We start from the raw sequence: 20,543 nt of genomic DNA on the forward strand, positions 1-20,543 counted from the left end.
GCCTCCCTCCTGATCGTATCGATTCGACCGGCGGTTGCCAACCGTCCGCCGGGACTCCGACCCGTCCGGCGAAACACCCGCATCCAGCGATCTGGCGTCGAGCCGCTCCGTGCCGCTAGATTCGAGCGTTCCGTTCCTTCCCGATGGGTTCTCGCATGTCCACACCCGGCTCCTCCCCCGCCGCCACCCACCGAGGGCTCGGGGGCTCCGGCGACCCGATCCGGCCTCCCACGCGGACCCTCGTCGGGGCCCTGACGGTCGTCGCGCTCGTGTTGGTCTCCACGCTGGTCGGCCTGGCGGCACCCCCTCCGGCGCACGCAGCGACTACGGGGTACGTGACCGGGCACCTGACGGGGACCGATCCCTCGCGCAGCGACTTCATCGCCGAGGCACGGTTGATCCGCCCCGACGGAGCCGAGGTGGGCTCGACCCAGTTCGTCGACCGCACCACGGGCGCCTACACCCTCGAGGTCGTGACCGCCGGTCGCTACACGGTGCTGTTCAAGGACGGCGACACGCGCCGGAGCCAGTACTGGGGTGGAGCCCACGATCTCACCGGAGCCCGCTGGTTCGACGTGGCCGACGGCCAGACCGTCACCGACGTCGACGCCCGCCTGGTCGTCCAGGAGGCCCTGGCGGGGCGTGTGTGGCTCGGCGGGGGTCGTGACGACTCCGCCGCCGTCGGCAACGCCGACATCTCGGTCGTCAACGTCGACACCGGCGACCATTCGTCGGCCCTGACCGACTCGAGAGGCGCCTACTCGGTCGCGGTCGACCCCGGCCGCTACCGCATCCGCGCCTCGGTCAGGCCCTCACCCGACGCGCCGGACCTCTCGACGTCGTGGTTCGGGGGCGCCGCGGCCGAATCCGACGCGACGATCGTGACCGTGGCCAAGGACGCCCGGCTCTCGGGACTCGACCTGCAGGTCGAGAAGTCGGCCGTCCTGACGGGTTCGGTGACCCCGGTCCTGGACGACCCCCTCGACGTCGGCTTCAGCGCAGAAGCGTGGACGACCGACTCGCGAGGTCGTTGGTACCTCGCGACGGGGGCGGCGATCCGGAAGGGGACGTTCGCGTTCCACGGGCTGCCGGCGGGTGACTACGTCGTGCGGTTGACGGGCCTCCCCCTGAACCGCACCGACGACTCCGCCCCCGCCGTCGCGCCCCGCTACGCACCCGGTGTGGAGAACCGCGACGACGCGACGCGTTACCGTGTCGCCAGCGGCGAGACGCGCTCGGTGGGAACGGTCCTCCTCCCGCCCCTTCGTCAGACCACCACCCGCATCTCCGGCCCCGATCGCTTCGCCGTCGCTGCGGCCATGTCCTCGCGGTTCACCGAGACCGGCGGCACGGTCGTCGTCGCCAACGGGCTGGGCTTCCCCGATGCGCTGTCGGCCGGACCGGCCGCGGCGCATCTCGACGCCCCCCTCCTGTTGGTCACCCCGACCACCGTTCCCGACGTCGTCGCCGCCGAGCTGAAGCGCCTGCGACCGAAGACGGTCGTCGTCGTCGGTGGTCCCGTCTCGATCTCGCCGGACGTCGAGAAGGCCCTCGGCGTCGTGGCCACCCCGACGAGCGGTCCGCGCTCGACGGTGGTGCGGATCGGCGGCGCCGATCGGTACGCGACGTCCCGAGCCATCGCGCGCTATGCCTTCGTCTCATCCGACTCCCCTGCCGCGACCACGGGCACCTCACCGGGCCGCGTGCTGTACCTGGCCTCGGGTTCGGGGTTCGCGGACGCCCTCTCGGCCGGTGCCGCGGCTGCGGAGGCCGACGCCCCGCTCGTGATGGTGGACGGCCGGGCGGGACGCGCCGACGACGCGACGCGCGAGCTGTGGGGCGATCTGGGCAGCCCTGCAGCCATCGGCGTGGGAGGCCCGCGGGCCATGTCCCCCGGCATCGCCACGTCCCTGTCGGGCACCGACCGCGGCGGGCAGATCGTCGGCGCCGATCGCTACGAGGTGTCCCACCACACCACACGCGGGGCGTTCGACGAAGCCGGCACGGTCTATCTCGCCACCGGCGTCAACTACCCCGACGCGCTGTCGGGCGCAGCCCTCGCAGCCCGGACCTCGTCGCCACTGTTCATCGTGCCGGGCACGTGCGTGCCGGCATCGATCCTGCACGACCTCGACGTCCTCCAGGCCGAGCACGTGGTCCTGCTCGGAGGCCAGCAGGCCCTCTCGTCGCGGGTCGACTCCCTCACGGCCTGCTGACGGCGGCGTCCCGTTCCCCACGCCGGACCGACGCGACGGTGGTCCGGCCCTGCGTGATGCGGTCAGGCGTCGCCGAGTGCGGCTTCGAGTCGTTCGACCTTGCCGGTCAGTTCGCCGGTGCGTCCCGGCCGGATGTCGGCCTTGAGCACGAGGGAGACGCGCGAGCCGAAGGCGCCGACGGCCTCGGTCGCGGCCTTGACGACGGCCATCACCTCGTCCCACTCGCCCTCGATCTCGGTGAACATCGACGAGGTGTGGTTCGGCAGCCCGGACGCCCGCACGACCGCGACGGCGGCGGCCACGGCCGAGTGGACGGAGTCGGGCTCGGAGCCGGCGGACGGCCCGCCCTCGGGGGCGGCACCACTGGGCGAGACGGAGAACGCGACGATCATGCGTCCATCCTCGCGTGTACGGGCCGCAGGCGCCAGAGCGTCACGACCGTCCACCCCAGCAGTCCGAGCTCGAGCACGGCCCGCACGGTGACCACGGCCACCAGGTCGGGTCGCGCGGCGAGCAGGGCGTCGTACTCGAGGGGGTAGACCACCTGGGTCAGCCCCGCGACGACCACGGCCGCCACCGCCGGCACGACGAACCGCGGCCCGCCCGATCGTGCGAGCACGAGCCCGACGACGACGGGCACCGCGAGCCAGGCCACGAACTGCGGCGAACCCACCTTGTTGGTCACGATCAGGGCGACGACGACGGCGAGCGACAACGGACCCAGGAGGCGCGTGGCCGTCACCCCGCGGCGCACGGCCCGCAAGCCCAGCAGCACGATGCCGAGCACGACCGCGGCCATCACGAGGCTCATCGCCTTCGCGGCGAACCCGACCCCGTCGCCGGCGATCTGGTACGTCAGGATCTCGCGGTCGTAGTAGACGAAGGTGCCGGGCACCCCCGCGGCCGCGCGCCAGAGCCAGAGCACGGCTGCGGGCGACTCGACCTGGAGACCGCGACCGGCCTGCTGGCCGATGAAGCCGAAGACGTTCCACCCGCTGCCGAGCACGAGCGAGACGGACACCACGACCGCACTCGTCACCGCCGCCGCCACGACGACCTCGACCCGACGACGCAGGGCGAGGACGGCGACCACCACGAGAGCGGCGGGCCAGACCTTGACCCAGGCCGCGATCGTGAGCAGGGCGGACGCCGCCGAGGGCCGCGTCGAGACGAGCAACAGTCCCACCAGCGCGATCGAGACCGTGACGGCGTCGATGCGGCCGAGGGCGATCGGCCCGAGGGCGACGAGGAACGCCAGCCACCACCAGGCGGCGACCACGGACCCGGCACGCCGCCGCGCCACGAGCACGACGAAGGCGCCGGCGTTCAGCAGGGACACCAGCACGAGCCACACGGCCCCGTACCCGGAGTCGCCCCCCAGGCGGGCGAGCAGCATCGGCACCGCGGCGAGCAGCGGGTAGACCCACGGTCGGTCGACGCCCACCCAGTCGCCCCCGCCGACGCCCTGCTGCATCCAGGTGCGGTAGACGACGTCGACGTCGCCCAGGGTGCGGTTGCCGCCGACGAGGTTGAGCCGGACGAGCCAGGCGTGGACGAGCACGAAGGCGATGCCGAGCACGACCGGCGACGTCACGAACGACCTCGCCCGGTCGACGAACGTCGTCGGGCCGTCGGCGACGGGCCGGGTGCCCGACGTCCGCGCCGCGCGGACGATCGGTGCCCCGGGGGTGGCCGACGCGGGGGGCACGGAGGTCGGCATGCCCACAGGCTAGCCGCCGGCCCCGACGCCCGGCGTCATGCGTCGGCCGACGTCGGCGGTCGCCGCTACGATCCCTCTCATGCGCAGACCCGCCTCCCTCCGACTCGTCGCGACCGCCGCCGCCCTCGTGCTGGCCGGGTCGCTCGCCGCCTGCTCGTCCGACGGGGGCTCGGGTGCCGGCGGGGCGGCCGTCGCTCCGGTCACCGACGGCAAGATCACCGTCGCGACGGGTGAACCGGCCTACGGCCCGTGGGTCGAGGACGACGATCCGACCTCGGGCAAGGGCTACGAGGCCGCCGTCGCCTACGCGGTCGCCGAGAAGTTGGGCTACGACGACTCCGACGTGGTCTGGGTGCGGACCACGTTCGACGAGGCCATCGCCCCCGGGCCGAAGACCTTCGACCTCAACCTGCAGCAGTTCTCGATCACCGACCAGCGCAAGAAGGCCGTCGACTTCTCGCCCGCCTACTACGAGACGCGCCAGGCGGTCGTCACCCTGCCCGGCACCTCCGCGGCCGACGCCACCTCGATCGCCGACCTGAAGGGCCTCGCCATCGGCGCCCAGAGCGGCACGACGAGCTTCACCGCCGCCGAGAACGCCATCGACCCCGAGGGCGGCGTCCAGGCCTACAACTCGAACGACGACGCCAAGGCGGCCCTCGAGGCCAACCAGGTCGACGCCATCGTGCTCGACGTCCCCACGGCCACGTACTTCGTCGAGGGCGGCGTCGTGCTCGGCCAGCTGCCCGCCACCGACGGGGCGAGCGACCAGCTCGGCATCGTCCTGCCGCTCGGCAGCTCGTTGACCGCCGACGTCACGAAGGCCGTCGACGACCTCCGGGCCGACGGCACGCTCGCCGAGCTGCAGAAGCAGTGGCTGGCCGACTACGACGTGAAAGAGCTGTCGTAGCGCCTCGTACGGTCGCGGCCGGCCCGGTGGCCGTCAGCGACCTCGAACTCGACCGGCGCGCCTTCCGTCGACGACAGTCGACCCGCTCCGTGGTGATCGCCGCCGTCAGCACGGTCGCCTTCGCCGCACTCGCGTGGTGGGCGGTCACCAGCACGCCCGGCTGGTCCCGCGTGCAGTTCAGCTTCCTCGACGGGGCCACCTTCGCGTCGGCCTGGCCCCGCGTGATCGAGGGCCTCTGGCTGAACGTGCGGGTCCTGCTGGTCGCCGCCGTCGGCGTGGCCGTCGTCAGCACCGTCCTGTCGGCACTGCGCACCCTGCGGGGTCCGGTCTTCTTCCCCGTCCGGGCGCTGGTGCGGGGCTACACCGACCTGTTCCGCGGCATGCCGCTGATCATCGTGCTCTACCTCGTCGGTTTCGGCGTGCCGGGCCTCGGGCTCGGCATCCCGCGTCTGCCCGCCGAGTTCTGGGGCACGATCGCGCTGGTCCTCACCTACTCGGCCTACGTGTCCGAGGTCATCCGCGCCGGCATCGACGCCGTCCACCCGTCGCAGCGCCTCGCGGCCCGGTCGCTCGGCCTCAGCCACGCCAAGACCCTTCGCCTCGTCGTGTTCCCGCAGGCACTGCGCAAGGTCACGCCCGCCCTCATGAACGACTTCGTCTCGATGCAGAAAGACGTCGGCCTCATCTCCGTGCTCGGGGCGGTCGACGCCGTCCGCGCCGCCCAGATCGAGACCGCGACCGCGGCGAACTTCACGCCCTACGTGCTGGCCGGGCTGTTGTTCGTGCTGCTGGCCCTGCCGACCATCTGGCTGACCGACTGGCTGTCGGCGCGCCTCCGTCGCCGCGAACAGGCGGGCAGCGTCGTATGAGCAGCTCCACCCCCGACCCCACCCCAGGAGGCGCGGTGCCCGTCACCCCCGCAGCCCTCGGCCCCGAGACGGTGCTGCGCCTCGAGGGGGTCCGCAAGTCCTTCGGCGACACGGTCGTGCTCGACGGCATCGACCTGGACGTCGCGCGGGACGAGGTCGTGGCGCTGATCGGCGCCAGCGGCTCGGGCAAGTCGACGCTGCTCCGCACCGTGAACCTGCTCGAGCAGATCGACGACGGCCGCATCGTGCTCGGCGACGACGACATCACCGACCCCCGGGTGCGCGTCGACGCCGTCCGGGCCCGCATCGGCGTGGTCTTCCAGCACTTCAACCTCTTCCCGCACCTGACCGTGCTCGACAACGTCGCCCTGGCCAGTCGCCACGTGCTGCGCCAGCCCAAGGCCGCGGCGAACGAGCGCGCCCTCGAGGTCCTCACGCGCGTGGGTCTCGGCGACAAGGCCGGCGCCTACCCCGACCGCCTCTCGGGCGGTCAGCAGCAGCGGGTCGCCATCGCCCGGGCCCTCGCCCCGCGACCCGCCGTGCTGCTGCTCGACGAGATCACGAGCGCCCTCGACCCCGAGCTGGTGGGCGAGGTGCTCGACCTCGTGCGCACGCTGAAGGAGGTCGGCACGACGATCCTCATGGCGACGCACGAGATGGCCTTCGCCCGCGACGTCGCCGACCGGGTCGTCTTCCTCGACCGGGGCCGGATCGCCGAGCAGGGTCCGCCCGCGCAGCTCTTCACGGCCCCCCGCGAGGTGCGCACCCAGGAGTTCCTCACGCGGTTCACCGCTCACTGACCCGGATCACCCCGCACCAGCCCCGGCCCCGGCCCCGGGCCAGGGCCGGCCCTGGACCCGGGCCCGGTCCGACTCGGCCCGCCCCGGGCGCCCACCGTCTTCACCTGCGCCTCCCAGGTTCTTGCGAAGGAGACACGTCACCATCGGTTCAGCCCCGTGGACTCGCCGCGCGTCACGCCGACCCCTCCGAAGGACGAAGACCATGAAGAAGAAGACCAAGATCGGGCTCGGCGTCGCCGCAGCCGTCGTCGTCGTCCTGGGGGCCACCGCGGCCTTCGCCGGGCCGGCCTTCTACCGCGACGTGATCGTCGGCGAACCCGAGGCCGCGCCCACCGCCTCCCTCACCCCCGGGTCGAGCACGCTCGACCCCAGCCAGCTCGCAGGCGACTGGAGCATCGGTGACGGCAGCACGGCCGGCTACCGCGTCGACGAGGTGCTGAACGGCACCGACGTCACCGTCGTCGGCAAGACCGACCAGGTCTCGGGCACGATCACCGTCGACGGGACGACCATCTCGGCCGCCACCATCGACGTCGACGTCGCCTCGATCGCGACCGACAGCGGCAACCGCGACGACTACTTCCGGGGCACCGCCATGCAGGTGAACAAGTACCCCACGGCCACGTTCACGCTGACCCAGCCGATCGAGGCGGCCGTCCCCTCCGACGGTGACGTGGCCAAGGTCGACGCGACCGGCGAGCTGACCATGCACGGCGTCACGAAGACCGTCACGGTGCCCCTGCAGGCGGCCCTGTCGGGCGACGGCGTCCAGGTGAGCGGGTCGATCCCGGTGACCTTCTCGGACTACGGCGTCGACGCGCCGAGCCTCGGCTTCGTCAAGGTCGAAGACCAGGGAACGGTCGAGTTCCTCGTGGCGGCGACCCCCGCCTCCTGAGTCCCGGGCGCTCGCACGTCGAGCGCCGCACCACGACCTGAGCGTCGCACCGCCGATGTCGGCGGTGCGACGCTCAACTCGTGGTGCCGTGCGCCTGGGCCCGGCTCAGCCCCGGCGCAACAGCTCCGCGATCGTGGCGGGCAGGGCGTCGATCAGACCGAGCACGGTGAACGGTCCGCCGGCACCCGCCCGGGACGCCGCCAGGCCGTGGAGCACCGCAGCGGTCGCGGCCGACCGGGCCAGCGCCTCCTCGTCCGCGGCGATCTCGTCGGCGTGAGTCGCGACCAGGGCCCCCAGGACTCCCCCGAGCGCATCGCCCGCGCCGGCGGTGGCCAACCACGTCGGCGCGCTGGCCGCGACGAGGCGCGTGCCGCCGGGCGAGGCGACGTACGTGCGGTGCCCCTTGACGAGCACCGTGCAGCCCCACTCCCCCGCCGCGCGCTCGGCGGCACCGGCCGGATCGGCGGCCACGTCGGCGACCTCGCGGCCCGAGGCCTTCGCCAGCTCGCGGAAGTGCGGCGTCAGCACCACCGGCCCGGTCGCCTGCTCGCGGAGCGACAGCGCTCCGGCGTCGAGCACGAGCGGCAGCCCCGAGGAGGCGCCGGTCGCGAAGCCGTCGCGCGTCTCGTCGTCGAGGTGGTCCGGGTCCACGCCCGAGCCGAGCAACCACGCCTGCACGCGACCCGGGCTCGTCACGGCCTCGGGCCGACGGTGCAGCACGAAGTCGGAGGCGCGGGCGGGGCCCAGGTACCGCAGCATGCCGACGCCGGTATGCAGCGCGGCCTCGACGCCGAGCACGGCGGCGCCCGGGTAGGCGCTCGAGCCGGTCACGACGCCGAGCACGCCTCGGCTGTACTTGTCGTCGTCGGCGGCCGGCACGGCGATCTGGTCGGCGGCGTCGGAGGGGGTCCAGTCGGTGAAGCGGGTGTCGGAGGTCACGCCCCGACGGTAGTCGGCCGAGCCCCGCCCGGCCCCGCCCGGCCCGGCCCGGCCCGGCCCAGCCCCGCCCGGCCCGGCGCGGCCGCGCCCGCCCGACCCGCGCCCACCCAGCCGCGCCCGCCCGACCTGCGCCCGCCGATACGGTGGGTCGATGAGCATCTCACTCCCCGGCCGCACCGTCGTCTTCGACTACGGCGAGGTGATCGCGCGGTTCCCCGACGACGCGTCGCGCCGCCGCCTCGAAGAGCTCGCGGGCGTCGACCCGGACGTGCTCTGGCCCAGCTACGGTCGCCACCGCCACGCCCTCGACCGCGGCACGCTCAGCGCCGGGGCGTACTGGCGGGCCATCGCGGCCGACACCGGCGCCGACTGGACCCGCACCCGCGTGCACGAGCTCTGGGCCGCCGACTTCCCGTCGTGGTTCGTGCCCGAGCCCGGCACGCTCGAGGTGATCGCCGACCTGGCCGACGGCGGCACGCGACTGGCGATCCTCTCGAACGCCGGTCTCGACTTCGCGTCGCCGTTCCGCCACTCGCCCCTCGGCGAGCTGTTCGAGCAGGTCTTCGTCAGCGCCGAACTCGACGACCTCAAGCCGTCGGCCACGATCTTCGAGCACGTCCTCGCCGAACTCGGAACAACGGCCGCCGACACGGTGTTCATCGACAACAGGTCCGACAACGTCGAGGCCGCCCAGGCGCTCGGGATCATCGGGCACCTGTTCACCGGGCCCGAGCCGCTCCGACGCTTCGTCGAGGGGCTCGCGACCCTCCCCACCGAAAGGCGATGACCACACTCGTGACGAACGCAGCACAGACGGCACCCGCCCCCACGACCCCCTCCGACTCCCCCGTCGGCCTCTTCGACCCCATCACCCTGCGCGGCCAGGCCTTCCGCAACCGCCTCTGGGTCGCGCCGATGTGCCAGTACTCGGCCGAGCTCGAGGACGGCGTCCCCACCGACTGGCATCTCGTCCACCTGGGCTCGCTCGCCCGAGGAGGCGCGGGTGCGGTCATCGCCGAGGCCACGTCGGTCACGCCCGAGGGTCGCATCTCGCCGCAGGACCTCGGTCTCTGGAACGACGCCCAGGTCGAGGCGTTCCGCCCGATCACGGCCTTCATCCGCTCGCAGGGTTCCGTGCCCGGCGTCCAGCTCGCGCACGCCGGCCGCAAGGCCTCGACCTTCCGCCCGTGGAGCGAGACGCAGGGCACCGTCCCCGCCGACCAGGGCGGCTGGACCACCGTCGCCCCGTCGGCCGTCGCCTTCGAGGGCTACGACGAGCCCGTCGCGTTGACCACCGAGGCGGTGAGCGACCTCGTCGAGGCGTTCCGCGTCGCCGCGCGCCGCTCGATCGACGCCGGCTTCGAACTGATCGAAGTGCACGCCGCCCACGGCTACCTGCTGCACCAGTTCCTCTCGCCGCTGAGCAACTCGCGCGACGACCAGTACGGCGGGTCGCTCGAGAACCGTGCGCGCTTCCTGCTCGAGGTCGTCGCGGCCGTCCGGGCCGAGGTCGGCGACGAGTACCCGTTGCTCGTCCGTTTCTCGGCCACCGACTGGGCCGACGGCGGCTGGGACGAGGACGACACCGCCACCGTCGCGGCCTGGGCGCACGAGGCCGGCGCCGACCTGTTCGACATCTCGACCGGCGGCCTCGTCGCCGGCGTGAGCATCCCCGTGGGCCTCGGCTACCAGGTGCGCTTCGCCGAGCACGTCCGGACGCAGGGCCGCGTCGAGACCGGGGCCGTCGGCCTCATCGTCGGCGCCGAGCAGGCGAACGAGGTCGTGGCCAGTGGCCAGGCCGACGTCGTGCTGATGGCGCGCGAGTTCTTGCGCGACCCGCACTTTCCGCTCCGCGCTGCGGCCGAGCTCGGGATCGAGCTCGACTACACGCCGCCGCAGTACCAGCGGGCACCGTTCCGCGCGCACTGAACCGGGCGCGGCCGGCCGAGCACGGCCAGCCGCCCGGGGGCCGTGACGGTCCCGGACGACGCGACCCGCGCCTCCTCACCCCTCGGGGTCAGGAGGCGCGGGTCGCGTCGTCTGCGCGGGCTCGCTCAGCGACGCCGGGTCGCGTCCTGGACCTCGCCGATCAGCTCTTCGAGGATGTCCTCGAGGAACAGCACGCCGCGCGTGGCACCGGTCTCGTCGAACGAGCGGGCGACGTGGACGCCACTGCGGCGCATGGTCGCCAGGGCGTCCTCGAGCTCGGTCCCCTGGAAGATCGAGATCAGCTGACGGATGCGCTTCGGCGGCACCGGGTCGGCGAACTCGTCCTCGTCGAGGTCGATGACGTCCTTGAGGTGCAGGTACCCCGTGGGGTCGCCGCCGTCGTCGACCAGCACGTACCGCGAGAAGCCGCGTTGGGCGACCGCCCGCTCGACGTCGTGCGGCGTGGCGTCCTCGGGCAGGGTGACGAGCTCGGACATCGGGACGGCCGTCTGCGCGACGGTCTTCTCGGTGAACTCGAACGCCGCGCGCACCGTGCCGGTCGCGTCGGTGATCATGCCCTCGCGCTGCGACTGGGCGACGATCGTGGCGACCTCGTCGACCGTGTAGGCGCTGGTCGCCTCGTCCTTCGGCTCGACCTTGAAGGCCCGCAGCACGGCGTTGGCCGAGTGGTTGAGGGCCACAACGACCACGTGCAGGACGCGCGCGATCGCCACGAGCGGCGGGGCCAGCAGGAGGGCGGCACGGTCCGGGAGCGAGAACGAGATGTTCTTCGGCACCATCTCGCCGAACACGACGTGCAGGAACGACACGAGCACGAGCGTGATGACGAAGCCGACGACGCTGACCAGCTCGGGGCTGAGCCCGGTCCAGGCGAGCGGCCCCTCGAGCAGGTGGTGGATCGACGGCTCGGACACGTTGAGGATCAGCAGCGAGCAGATGGTGATGCCGAGCTGCGTCGTCGCGAGCATCATCGTCGCGTGTTCCATGGCCCACAGCGTGGTCTTCGCCGCGCGACTGCCGGCCTCGGCCTTGGGCTCGATCTGCGAACGACGAGCCGAGATGACGGCGAACTCGGCGGCCACGAAGAACGCGTTGCCGGCCAGCAACACGACGAGCCAGACGATGCCCCACCAGTCGCTGCTCATCGGGTCACCTCTTTCGTGCGGACCGCGCGACGGTCGTCCTCGACGCCCGTGCGCACCTTCTCGGGGAGCACCTTCGGGTCGCGTCGGCCCGACCGGTCGCGCTCGTCACGCCCGTCGCGGCGGCCCGGCTCGGTCGCCGTGGCCTCGACCACGTCGTCGGGCGTGGGAGTGAAGCGGATGCGATCGATGCGCCGGCCGTCGAGCCGTTCGACGCGAAACGCGCCGTCGTCGGTCTCGACGACGTCGCCGACCTTGGGCAGGCGCCCCAGCTCGCTCATCAGCCAGCCGCCGACGGTCTCGTAGGGGCCGTCCTCCGGCACCTTGACCGAGGCGCGCTCGAGCAGCTCGTCGGGACGCAGCAGACCGGGGAAGGTCAGCCAGTTGCGCGACCGGACGACGTCGACCCGGCTGCGGTCGTGTTCGTCGCTGACCTCGCCGACCAGCTCCTCGATGAGGTCCTCGAGGGTGACGACACCGGCGGTGCCGCCGTACTCGTCGACGACGACGGCCATCTGGTAGCCGCGACCCCGCACCTCGCCCAGCAGGTTGTCGAGGGTCATCGTCTCGGGGACGCGGACGGCATCGGTCAGCAAGGCGGACACGGGCACGTCGGCCCGCTTCTCGCGCGGCACCGAGACGGCCTGCTTGACGTGGACCAGGCCCACGACGTCGTCGATGCCGTCGTCGGTCACCGGGAACCGCGAGTAGCCGGTGCGTCGCGCCAGTTCGAGGACGGTCTCGGCGGAGTCGCCGCGCGCGACGGTCGAGAGCCGGGGCCGCGGGGTCATGACGTCGGACGCGGTGTGGTCGCTGAACACAAGCGTGCGGGCGAGCAGGGTCGCCGTGTCACGGTCGAGGCTGCCCTCCGTGGCCGAGCGTCGCACCAGCGACGACAGCTCTTCAGCCGTCCGGGCGCCCGACAGCTCTTCTTTCGGTTCGATGCCCATGGCGCGCAGCACGGCGTTGGCCGTGTTGTTGAGCAGGGCGACCGCGGGTTTGAAGACCGTGGTGAACAACACCTGGAACGGGATGACCAGCTTGGCCGTCTTCAGCGGCAGGGCCAGGGCGAAGTTCTTGGGCACGAGCTCGCCGATGATCATCGACAGCAGGGTCGCGACGACGATCGAGACGATCGGGGCACCGACCGCGACGACCCCCTCGGGCACGCCGACCGCGGTGAGCGGCGGCGACAGGAGGCGCGAGATCGCGGGCTCCATCGTGTAGCCGGTCAGCAGGGTCGTCAGGGTGATGCCGAGCTGGGCGCTCGACAGGTGCGTCGACGTGATGCGCAGCGCCCCGATGGTCGGGGCGAGCCCCTTCTCACCTCGGGACTGACGGGCCTCGAGGTCGGACCGGTCGAGGTTCACCAGCGAGAACTCGCTGGCGACGAAGAGTCCGGTGCCCACGGTGAGCAGCAGGCCGAAGGCGAGCAGTATCCACTCGTTCACCGGGTTCCGTCACCCCGCTCGGAGGGCATGGCGCCCGAGGTCAGGAGGCGCGGCGTGCGATGGTGCGTGGGTGCGGTCGTCTGAGACGGAGGGTCATCCATAGACGGGAGATCTTACGGCACGTGCACGCTTTCCGTCGCGCGACCTCGGCCCCGTCTCACCAGCTGACGGGGAGCGCCTTGCCCTCTTCGTAGCCGGCCGCCGACTGGACGCCGACGAGCGCTCGCTCGGCGAACTCGGGGACCGACCGAGCCCCCGCGTAGGTGAACGAGCTGCGGACGCCCGAGGTGATCATGTCGAGGAGGTCCTCGACTCCGGGACGCAGCGGGTCGAGGTAGATCTTCGACGACGAGATGCCCTCGGCGAAGAGCGTCTTGCGGGCCAGTTCGTAGGGGTCGAGGCGCTCGAAGCGACCGCGCACGGCCTTGGTCGAGGCCATGCCCCAGGTCTCTTTGTAGAGGCCGCGCTCGTCGCTCGCCAGCTCGCCCGGCGCTTCGATGGTGCCGGCGAACCACGATCCGATCATCACCGACGACGCACCCGCCGCGAGGGCGAGCGCGACGTCGCGGGGGTAGCGCACCCCGCCGTCGGCCCAGACGTGCGCGCCGAGGGCACGGGCGGTGGCGGCCGTCTCGAGCACGGCCGAGAACTGGGGACGGCCGACGGCCGTCATCATGCGGGTGGTGCACATGGCGCCCGGCCCGACGCCGACCTTGACGATCGAGGCGCCGGCCGCGACGAGGTGGCGGACGGCCTCCTCGGTGACCACGTTGCCGGCGACGATCGGCAGGCCCAGGCCGAGGGCCGAGACCGCCCTGACGGCCCGGATCATGCCGTCCTGGTCGCCGTGGGCCGTGTCGATCACGAGCACGTCGACGCCCGCGGCGGCGAGTGCCCTCGCCTTGCCGGCGACGTCGCCGTTGATGCCGACCGCCGCGGCGACGCGCAGCCGACCGTCGGCGTCGACCGCGGGCTGGTAGATCGTCGACCGCAGCGCGCTCTTGCGGCTCACCGTGCCGACGACCCGACCGTGCCGCAGCACGGGCGCGAAGTGGATGTCGGCCGCGACCATGCGGTCGAACGCGTCTCGGGGGCTGTCGACGTCGTCCGCGTCGAGCGAGGTCAGGGCGCCGTGCAGCAGGTCGCCGAGCACCGCGTCCCGCGGGGCCGTGGCCAGGCGCGAGGTGGCGATGCAGCCGAGGTACGCCCCCGTGCCGTCGTGCAGGACGATGCCGTGGCCCTCGACGGCCGGGACGACGGACAGCGCCTGCTCGACGGTCTGCCCCGCGTCGAGCGAGTAGGGCGTGTCGTAGTCGACGGGCTGGTCCTTGACCCAACGGATCGCGGCGTCGAGGTCTTGCAAGTGCATGTCCTGCGGCAACACGCCGAGGCCGCCCCGACGCGCCAGCGTCGCCGCCAGGCGCGGGCCCGTGACCGAGTTCATGTTGGCCGACACGATCGGGATCGTGGCACCGGTGCCGTCGCCCGGGGAGAGGGACACGTCGAGCCTGCTGGTGATCGACGACCGGCTCGGGACGAGGAACACGTCGGAGTAGGTCAGATCGTGCGTGGGGGTCGTCTCGTAGAACCGCATGGGTCCACGGTAATCCCTGTGAGTCGTCCCGCCGAGGACCGGCCGTTTGCGCTTAAGGTGGAGGAGGTGGGCGTCGCAGCCCACGCACTGATCAACAATCAACGGAGAGTGGGCGATCGGCTGTGTCAAGCCACGTGACCGGTACAACTGACGACGGCGCTGCAGCCGAGTTCGGAGCCAACGAGTGGCTCGTCGACGAGCTCTACGAGCAGTGGGTGGTCGACAAGAACTCGGTCGACGAGTCGTGGTGGCCGATCCTCGAGGCCTACACGCCGCCCGAGGGCGGATCAGCCCCCATGTCGCCCACCGCACCGTCCGTCGAGACCGCACCCGCGCCTCCTGCGTCGTCCGCTGCCGCTCCGGCTGCTGAGGCGACCGCACCCGCCGCCGCTGCGACCGCCGGCCAGAAGGCCGCCGCGCGCACCACCTCGGTCGAGCCGGCGGCGAAGCCGATCCCGGCCCAGGTGCCCGACAAGGCCAAGGCGAAGCCCGCCTCGGCCGGCGAGCAGCCCACGCCCGAGGCCGAGAACGTGGTCTCACCGCTGCGCGGCATGGCCAAGTCCCTCGCCACGAACATGGACGCCAGCCTCACCGTGCCCACCGCGACGAGCGTCCGCACGATCCCGGCGAAGCTGATGATCGACAACCGCATCGTCATCAACAACCACCTCAAGCGCGCCCGCGGCGGCAAGGTGTCGTTCACCCACCTGATCGGTTGGGCCCTGGTCCAGGCCCTCAAAGAGTTCCCCAGCCAGAACGTCTTCTACGACGAGGTCGACGGCAAGCCGTCGGTCGTCACCCCCGCGCACGTCAACCTCGGCCTCGCGATCGACATCCCGAAGCCCGACGGCACCCGTGCCCTGCTCGTTCCCGGCATCAAGAAGGCCGAAGAGATGCACTTCGGCGAGTTCTTGACCGCCTACGAGGACATCGTCAAGCGCGCCCGCGACAACAAGCTCGCCGCGGCGGACTTCCAGGGCAACACGATCTCGCTGACCAATCCCGGCGGCATCGGCACCGTCCACAGCGTGCCCCGCCTGATGAAGGGCGCGGGCGCCATCATCGGTGCCGGTGCACTCGACTACCCGGCCGAGTTCCAGGGATCGGCCTCGAAGACGCTCGTCGAACTGGGCATCGGCAAGACCATCACGCTCACCAGCACCTACGACCACCGGGTCATCCAGGGCGCGGGCTCAGGCGCGTTCCTCAAGAAGGTGCACGAGCTGCTGATCGGTCAGCGCGGCTTCTACGAGGACATCTTCGCGGCGCTGCGCATCCCCTACGAGCCGATCCACTGGAACGCCGACATCAACGTCAACCTGGCCGAGCGCGTCAGCAAGACGGCCCGCGTCCAAGAGCTGATCAACAGCTACCGCGTGCGCGGCCACCTGATGGCCGACATCGACCCGCTCGAGTACCGCCAGCGCACGCACCCCGACCTCGCGATCGAGAGCCACGGGCTCACCTTCTGGGACCTCGACCGCGAGTTCGTCACCGGTGGCCTGGGCGGCCGTACCCACGCCCTCTTGCGCGACATCCTCGGCATCCTGCGCGACTCGTACTGCCGCACCATCGGCGTCGAGTACATGCACATCCAAGATCCTGCGCAGCGCAAGTGGATCCAGGACCACCTCGAGGTGCCCTACACGAAGCCCTCGCACGACGAGCAGATGCGCATCCTCGCGAAGCTCAACGAGGCCGAGGCCTTCGAGACCTTCCTGCAGACGAAGTACGTCGGCCAGAAGCGCTTCAGCCTCGAGGGCGGCGAGTCCACCATCTCGCTGCTCGACACGGTCATGCAGCACGCCGCCCGCGAAGGCCTCGACGAGGTCGCCATCGGCATGGCCCACCGCGGCCGTCTCAACGTGCTGACGAACATCGCCGGCAAGACCTACGGTCAGATCTTCCGCGAGTTCGAGGGCACGCAAGACCCGAAGACGGTCCAGGGCTCGGGCGACGTCAAGTACCACCTCGGCACCGAGGGCGAGTTCACGAGTGCCGTCGGCGAGACCATCCCCGTGTACCTGGCGGCGAACCCGTCGCACCTCGAGGCCGGCGACGGCGTGCTCGAGGGCATCGTGCGCGCCAAGCAGGACCGCGGCACGCCAGGAGCCTTCAGCACGTTGCCGATCCTGATCCACGGTGACGCGGCCATGGCCGGCCAGGGCGTCGTGGTCGAGACGCTGCAGATGTCGCAGCTGCGCGGCTACCGCGTCGGCGGCACCATCCACATCGTCATCAACAACCAGGTGGGCTTCACCACCCCGCCGTCCGAGTCGCGCACGTCGGTCTACTCGACCGACGTCGCCAAGACGATCCAGGCTCCGATCTTCCACGTGAACGGCGACGACCCCGAGGCCGTGGCCCGCGTCGCCGAGCTCGCGTTCTCGTACCGTCAGCAGTTCAAGCGCGACATCGTCATCGACCTCGTGTGCTACCGCCGACGCGGTCACAACGAGGGAGACGACCCCTCGATGACCCAGCCGCTGATGTACAACCTCATCGAGCAGAAGCGCTCGGTGCGCACCCTCTACACCGAGGCCCTCGTCGGCCGGGGCGACATCACGCAAGACGAGTACGACGGGGCGCACCGGGACTTCCAGGAGCGCCTCGAGCGCGCCTTCGCCGAGACGCACGCCGCGCAGACCGGGTCGATCCCCGTCGTGACGAACGACGACGGCGACGTCGCCGACCTCGAGCGTCCCGTGGCCCAGCAGGACGACGCCCGGGGCGAACCCGAGACCACGGGGGTGTCGCTCGAGCTCGTCCACGACATCGGTGACGCCCACGACAACCCGCCGGCCGGGTTCTCGGTCCACCCCAAGCTGCAGCAGCTGCTCAAGAAGCGCGTCGACATGAGCCGCAACGGCGGCATCGACTGGGCCTTCGCCGAGCTGCTGGCCTTCGGCTCGCTGCTCACCGAGGGCACCCCCGTGCGCCTCGCGGGCCAGGACAGCCGACGCGGCACCTTCGTGCAGCGGCACTCGGTGCTGCACGACCGTGAGAACGGCCAGGAGTGGCTGCCGCTGCAGAACGTCGCCGACAACCAGGCGAAGCTCTGGATCTACGACTCGCTGCTCAGCGAGTACGCGGCCATGGCGTTCGAGTACGGCTACTCGGTCGAGCGGGCCGACGCGCTCGTGCTGTGGGAGGCGCAGTTCGGCGACTTCAGCAACGGCGCCCAGACGGTCATCGACGAGTTCATCTCGTCGGCCGAGCAGAAGTGGGGTCAGCGCTCGAGCGTCGTCCTGCTGCTGCCGCACGGCTACGAGGGCCAGGGCCCCGACCACTCGTCCGCCCGCATGGAACGCTTCCTGCAGCTCTGCGCCGAGGACAACATGACGATCGCGCGGCCGTCGACACCCGCGTCGTACTTCCACCTGTTGCGTCGTCAGGCCTACGCCCGCCCGCGTCGTCCGCTCGTGGTCTTCACCCCGAAGGCCATGCTGCGGTTGCGTGGAGCGACCAGCGGGGTCGACGCCTTCACCTCGGGTCGCTTCGAGCCGGTGCTCGACTGCACGCGGGTCTCCGAGCCCGAGTCGACCAAGCGCGTCGTGCTGCACAGCGGCAAGATCCACTACGACCTCTCGACCGAGCTCGACAAGCGAGGCGTGCAGAACGACGTCGCGCTCGTCCGCCTCGAGCAGCTCTACCCGCTGCCCCTCGACGAGATCCGCCGCGTGCTCGACCGCTACCCGTCCGCCGAGCTCGTCTGGGCGCAAGAAGAGCCCGAGAACCAGGGCGCCTGGCCGTTCGTCGTGCTCGAGCTGCAGAAGCACCTCGACCGACAGATCCGCGTCGCGTCGCGTCCCGCGTCGGCCTCGCCGGCCGCCGGCTCGAACAAGGCGAGCGCTGCGCAGCAGGCGACGCTGATCGCCGAGGCGCTCGACCTGTAGACGGTCCTCGCCCGCACGACCGTGGCCGCGCCTCCTGAAGGAGGCGCGGCCACGGTCGTCTCGCAGGTCGGCAACTCAGGAGAAACGTGCCCGCCGGGGACGGCCCCGGGCTGAACGACGGCAAGAGTCCTGACGTGCCGACGCGGATCGATTCGGGGCCGCGGGACGGGCCGACGGACGGCGCTTGCACCGGCCCCGGTCCGCCCGGGTTCGAGTCCGCGCCCCGCTGTCGGCAACTCAGGACTCCTGCTGCCGCAGCGGGCGCAGACACCCCGATGTGCAGCCGTTCTCCGGAATTGCCCACACACACGCCTGCGACGAACGGCGCCCGCATCGACATCGCACCGGCACCGGCACCGGCACCGGCATCGGCATCGGCATCGGCATCGGCATCGATGGTCGACCCCGGGAGCGGCCCCGTGCCGCCTGTCGGCAATTCAGGACTCCTGCGAGCGCAGTCCCAGTCCAGCCGCGTCACGACGACACCGGCCAGGAGTTACCGGCGCACGACGCACGAGGCACGACGCGTCACCCGCGACACCGCTGGCCGCGGAGGGAGTCGGCACCGCGGCGAGGGATCGCGCCTCAGGGCTGGGCCGTCACCGGGACGGCGCGGCCAGCACCGGGAGGGCGGTCAGCGTCAGGAGGCGACGGGACCGCCGCGGTCAGATGAGCTTCGAGTAGCGGACGCCGGCCTCGTGGTAGCCGCGCTTGCGGTAGAAACGGTTGGCCGAGTCGGTTGCGGCGGCCGAGACGGCGTTGAGCACGCGCGCCTGGTGACCCCGCGCCCAGGTCTCGAAGTGCCCCAGCAGGTACGAGCCGACGCCGTCGCGGCGGGCCTCGGCCGACACGACGAGCAGCAGCAGCTCGGCCGTCGGCGCGTCGTCGTTGTACGCCCACACGACGTGACCGCCGGCCACGGCCGTGATGCGCCCGTCGTCGCCACGGACGACCCACGTCTCGTGCCCCGCGTCGGCCGTGAGCCGCGTCAGGCGTGCGGACAGGACGTCCGCGTCGAGCGTGTAACCGAGCAGGCCGATCAACGACACGAGGTCGTCGAGGTCGCTGGTGGTCGGGATGCCGAGGGGCTGCACCGTTGCGGTCATGCCACGACGCTAGCGCAGCCGTTCGTCATGTGACGACCGGCCGGGCACGGAGCGCGACGACTAGCGGTGGGCGGACTGCAGCTCGCGCAGGCGCGCCAGCACCGTGGCACGCAGGTCTTCGGGAGCCGTCTCGCGGCAGGCCCGCTGGACAGCCTCGGTCAGCACGACGCCGACCTTGTGCTCGCCCGAGCAGTCGCCGCAGTTCGCCATGTGCTCGCGGATGTCGGCCGCGTCCTCGCGGCACAACTCGTTGTGCAGGTAATCTTCGAGCTCGGCCTTGGCCTTGGTGCAACCACAGTCGGTCATTTCTTTCCGCCCTTCGACGAGCCGACGGGAACGGCGATGCCACGATCGCGTGCGTAGTCGGCGAGGAGTTCACGGAGCAGGCGACGGCCGCGGTGCAGGCGGCTCATCACGGTGCCCACGGGGGTCTTCATGATGTCGGCGATCTCTTGGTACGAGAAGCCTTCGACGTCCGCGAAGTACACGGCCATGCGGAAGTCTTCGGGGACCTTCTGCAGGGCGTCCTTCACGGCGCTGTCGGGGAGGTGGTCGATCGCCTCGGCCTCGGCCGAGCGGGTGGAGCCGGAGGCGCGGGTCGCCGACTCGGCGCCGCCCATCTGCCAGTCTTCCAACTCGTCGATCGTGCCCTGGTACGGGTCGCGCTGCTTCTTGCGGTACGTGTTGATGAACGTGTTGGTCTGGATGCGGTAGAGCCAGGCCTTCAGATTCGTGCCCTGCTGGAACTGCGCGAACGCCGCGTAGGCCTTGACAAACGTCTCTTGCACGAGGTCGCTCGCGTCGGCCGGGTTGCGCGTCATGCGCATGCCCGCGGCGTAGAGCTGGTCCATGAACGGCAGCGCCTGTTCTTCGAACAGGGCGCGCTTCTCGGCGTCGGCGTCGACCGCCTCGAGGGCGGCGTCGACCTCGGCCTCGGTCGGTTCGACGGCGGCGGTCGGTGTGGGCTCGTGGCCCTCGGGGGTGCTCATCAGGGCCGATTCTAGTTCGGCGACGGTGATTTCCCTCGGTGCGAGTGCGACAGGCACAGGTCCTCC

General features: G+C 71.7%; 17 protein-coding genes. 8 read left to right on the forward strand and 9 right to left on the reverse strand.

Annotation, left to right across the window (positions count from 1 at the left end):
- Positions 1-155 precede the first annotated feature (155 nt).
- Positions 156-2,216 (forward strand): cell wall-binding repeat-containing protein, encoded by a 2,061-nt coding sequence (locus tag QRN23_RS11865; protein ID WP_285063628.1) that lies wholly within the window; start codon positions 156-158, stop codon positions 2,214-2,216.
- Positions 2,217-2,278: 62 nt separating this feature from the next.
- On the opposite strand, the gene QRN23_RS11870 is transcribed toward QRN23_RS11865, so the two are convergent.
- Together QRN23_RS11870 and QRN23_RS11875 are read right to left on the reverse strand one after the other, a co-directional pair.
- Positions 2,279-2,608 (reverse strand): thiamine-binding protein, encoded by a 330-nt coding sequence (locus tag QRN23_RS11870; protein WP_056046030.1) that lies wholly within the window; start codon positions 2,606-2,608, stop codon positions 2,279-2,281.
- The gene (locus tag QRN23_RS11875; RefSeq protein ID WP_285063629.1) at positions 2,605-3,936 is read right to left on the reverse strand and encodes a glycosyltransferase 87 family protein; all 1,332 of its coding nucleotides are present in this window, start codon (positions 3,934-3,936) and stop codon (positions 2,605-2,607) included. Before QRN23_RS11875 ends, QRN23_RS11870 begins: the two co-directional genes overlap by 4 nt.
- A gap of 79 nt (positions 3,937-4,015) precedes the next feature.
- On the opposite strand from QRN23_RS11875, the gene QRN23_RS11880 reads away from it, so the two are divergent.
- The 4 genes from QRN23_RS11880 to QRN23_RS11895 all read left to right on the forward strand — a co-directional run bounded on the left by QRN23_RS11880 (position 4,016) and on the right by QRN23_RS11895 (position 7,410).
- Positions 4,016-4,846 (forward strand): ABC transporter substrate-binding protein, encoded by an 831-nt coding sequence (locus QRN23_RS11880; protein WP_285063631.1) that lies wholly within the window; start codon positions 4,016-4,018, stop codon positions 4,844-4,846.
- A 26-nt stretch (positions 4,847-4,872) separates the two neighbouring features.
- Positions 4,873-5,715: an amino acid ABC transporter permease gene (locus QRN23_RS11885; protein ID WP_056046032.1), complete on the forward strand. Its 843-nt coding sequence runs from the start codon at positions 4,873-4,875 to the stop codon at positions 5,713-5,715.
- Positions 5,712-6,515: an amino acid ABC transporter ATP-binding protein gene (locus QRN23_RS11890; RefSeq protein ID WP_285063632.1), complete on the forward strand. Its 804-nt coding sequence runs from the start codon at positions 5,712-5,714 to the stop codon at positions 6,513-6,515. The genes QRN23_RS11885 and QRN23_RS11890 overlap by 4 nt, the downstream gene beginning before the upstream one ends.
- A 202-nt stretch (positions 6,516-6,717) precedes the next feature.
- The gene (locus tag QRN23_RS11895; protein ID WP_123570289.1) at positions 6,718-7,410 is read left to right on the forward strand and encodes a YceI family protein; all 693 of its coding nucleotides are present in this window, start codon (positions 6,718-6,720) and stop codon (positions 7,408-7,410) included.
- A 105-nt stretch (positions 7,411-7,515) separates the two neighbouring features.
- On the opposite strand, the gene QRN23_RS11900 is transcribed toward QRN23_RS11895, so the two are convergent.
- On the reverse strand, positions 7,516-8,349 hold the full coding sequence (locus tag QRN23_RS11900) for an ADP-dependent NAD(P)H-hydrate dehydratase (RefSeq protein ID WP_285063633.1): 834 nt from the start codon (positions 8,347-8,349) through the stop codon (positions 7,516-7,518).
- A gap of 151 nt (positions 8,350-8,500) precedes the next feature.
- Between QRN23_RS11900 and QRN23_RS11905 the strand changes: the two genes are divergently transcribed.
- Positions 8,501-9,136: an HAD family hydrolase gene (locus QRN23_RS11905; protein ID WP_123570291.1), complete on the forward strand. Its 636-nt coding sequence runs from the start codon at positions 8,501-8,503 to the stop codon at positions 9,134-9,136.
- Positions 9,133-10,278: an NADH:flavin oxidoreductase/NADH oxidase gene (locus tag QRN23_RS11910; RefSeq protein ID WP_285063634.1), complete on the forward strand. Its 1,146-nt coding sequence runs from the start codon at positions 9,133-9,135 to the stop codon at positions 10,276-10,278. The genes QRN23_RS11905 and QRN23_RS11910 overlap by 4 nt, the downstream gene beginning before the upstream one ends.
- 125 nt (positions 10,279-10,403) lie before the next feature.
- Here QRN23_RS11910 and QRN23_RS11915 read toward each other — a convergent pair whose 3' ends face one another.
- From QRN23_RS11915 to guaB1, 3 genes are all read right to left on the reverse strand, one after another.
- Positions 10,404-11,444, reverse strand: a complete 1,041-nt coding sequence (locus tag QRN23_RS11915) for a hemolysin family protein (protein WP_285063635.1) — start codon at positions 11,442-11,444, stop codon at positions 10,404-10,406.
- The gene (locus QRN23_RS11920) at positions 11,441-12,892 is read right to left on the reverse strand and encodes a hemolysin family protein (protein WP_173151029.1); all 1,452 of its coding nucleotides are present in this window, start codon (positions 12,890-12,892) and stop codon (positions 11,441-11,443) included. Before QRN23_RS11920 ends, QRN23_RS11915 begins: the two co-directional genes overlap by 4 nt.
- A 157-nt stretch (positions 12,893-13,049) precedes the next feature.
- On the reverse strand, positions 13,050-14,486 hold the full coding sequence (gene guaB1, locus QRN23_RS11925) for a GMP reductase (RefSeq protein WP_285063636.1): 1,437 nt from the start codon (positions 14,484-14,486) through the stop codon (positions 13,050-13,052).
- A 122-nt stretch (positions 14,487-14,608) separates the two neighbouring features.
- Between guaB1 and QRN23_RS11930 the strand changes: the two genes are divergently transcribed.
- The gene (locus QRN23_RS11930) at positions 14,609-18,382 is read left to right on the forward strand and encodes a multifunctional oxoglutarate decarboxylase/oxoglutarate dehydrogenase thiamine pyrophosphate-binding subunit/dihydrolipoyllysine-residue succinyltransferase subunit (protein WP_285063637.1); all 3,774 of its coding nucleotides are present in this window, start codon (positions 14,609-14,611) and stop codon (positions 18,380-18,382) included.
- Between the two features lie 665 nt (positions 18,383-19,047).
- Here QRN23_RS11930 and QRN23_RS11935 read toward each other — a convergent pair.
- The 3 genes from QRN23_RS11935 to QRN23_RS11945 are packed head-to-tail and all read right to left on the reverse strand — an operon-like array spanning position 19,048 to position 20,477.
- A complete protein-coding gene (locus QRN23_RS11935; RefSeq protein WP_123570296.1) occupies positions 19,048-19,488 on the reverse strand; it encodes a GNAT family N-acetyltransferase in 441 nt (146 codons plus the stop codon).
- 60 nt (positions 19,489-19,548) lie between these two features.
- Positions 19,549-19,794, reverse strand: coding sequence for a zf-HC2 domain-containing protein (locus QRN23_RS11940; protein ID WP_043593711.1), 246 nt, complete (start codon positions 19,792-19,794; stop codon positions 19,549-19,551).
- Positions 19,791-20,477, reverse strand: a complete 687-nt coding sequence (locus QRN23_RS11945; protein WP_123570297.1) for a sigma-70 family RNA polymerase sigma factor — start codon at positions 20,475-20,477, stop codon at positions 19,791-19,793. The genes QRN23_RS11940 and QRN23_RS11945 overlap by 4 nt, the downstream gene beginning before the upstream one ends.
- Positions 20,478-20,543 lie beyond the last annotated feature (66 nt).

The organism is Frigoribacterium sp. ME-P-080, assembly GCF_030209595.1.
Taxonomy (GTDB): Bacteria; Actinomycetota; Actinomycetes; order Actinomycetales; family Microbacteriaceae; genus Frigoribacterium.

Bases quoted from the DNA above. Each gene is read 5' to 3' on its own strand.
- QRN23_RS11865 (WP_285063628.1), top strand. From the start codon at position 156: ATGTCCACACCCGGCTCCTCCCCCGCCGCCACCCACCGAGGGCTCGGG.
- QRN23_RS11870 (WP_056046030.1), bottom strand. From the start codon at position 2,608: ATGATCGTCGCGTTCTCCGTCTCGCCCAGTGGTGCCGCCCCCGAGGGC.
- QRN23_RS11875 (WP_285063629.1), bottom strand. From the start codon at position 3,936: ATGCCGACCTCCGTGCCCCCCGCGTCGGCCACCCCCGGGGCACCGATC.
- QRN23_RS11880 (WP_285063631.1), top strand. From the start codon at position 4,016: ATGCGCAGACCCGCCTCCCTCCGACTCGTCGCGACCGCCGCCGCCCTC.
- QRN23_RS11890 (WP_285063632.1), top strand. From the start codon at position 5,712: ATGAGCAGCTCCACCCCCGACCCCACCCCAGGAGGCGCGGTGCCCGTC.
- QRN23_RS11895 (WP_123570289.1), top strand. From the start codon at position 6,718: ATGAAGAAGAAGACCAAGATCGGGCTCGGCGTCGCCGCAGCCGTCGTC.
- QRN23_RS11905 (WP_123570291.1), top strand. From the start codon at position 8,501: ATGAGCATCTCACTCCCCGGCCGCACCGTCGTCTTCGACTACGGCGAG.
- QRN23_RS11910 (WP_285063634.1), top strand. From the start codon at position 9,133: ATGACCACACTCGTGACGAACGCAGCACAGACGGCACCCGCCCCCACG.
- QRN23_RS11915 (WP_285063635.1), bottom strand. From the start codon at position 11,444: ATGAGCAGCGACTGGTGGGGCATCGTCTGGCTCGTCGTGTTGCTGGCC.
- guaB1 (WP_285063636.1), bottom strand. From the start codon at position 14,486: ATGCGGTTCTACGAGACGACCCCCACGCACGATCTGACCTACTCCGAC.
- QRN23_RS11935 (WP_123570296.1), bottom strand. From the start codon at position 19,488: ATGACCGCAACGGTGCAGCCCCTCGGCATCCCGACCACCAGCGACCTC.
- QRN23_RS11940 (WP_043593711.1), bottom strand. From the start codon at position 19,794: ATGACCGACTGTGGTTGCACCAAGGCCAAGGCCGAGCTCGAAGATTAC.
- QRN23_RS11945 (WP_123570297.1), bottom strand. From the start codon at position 20,477: ATGAGCACCCCCGAGGGCCACGAGCCCACACCGACCGCCGCCGTCGAA.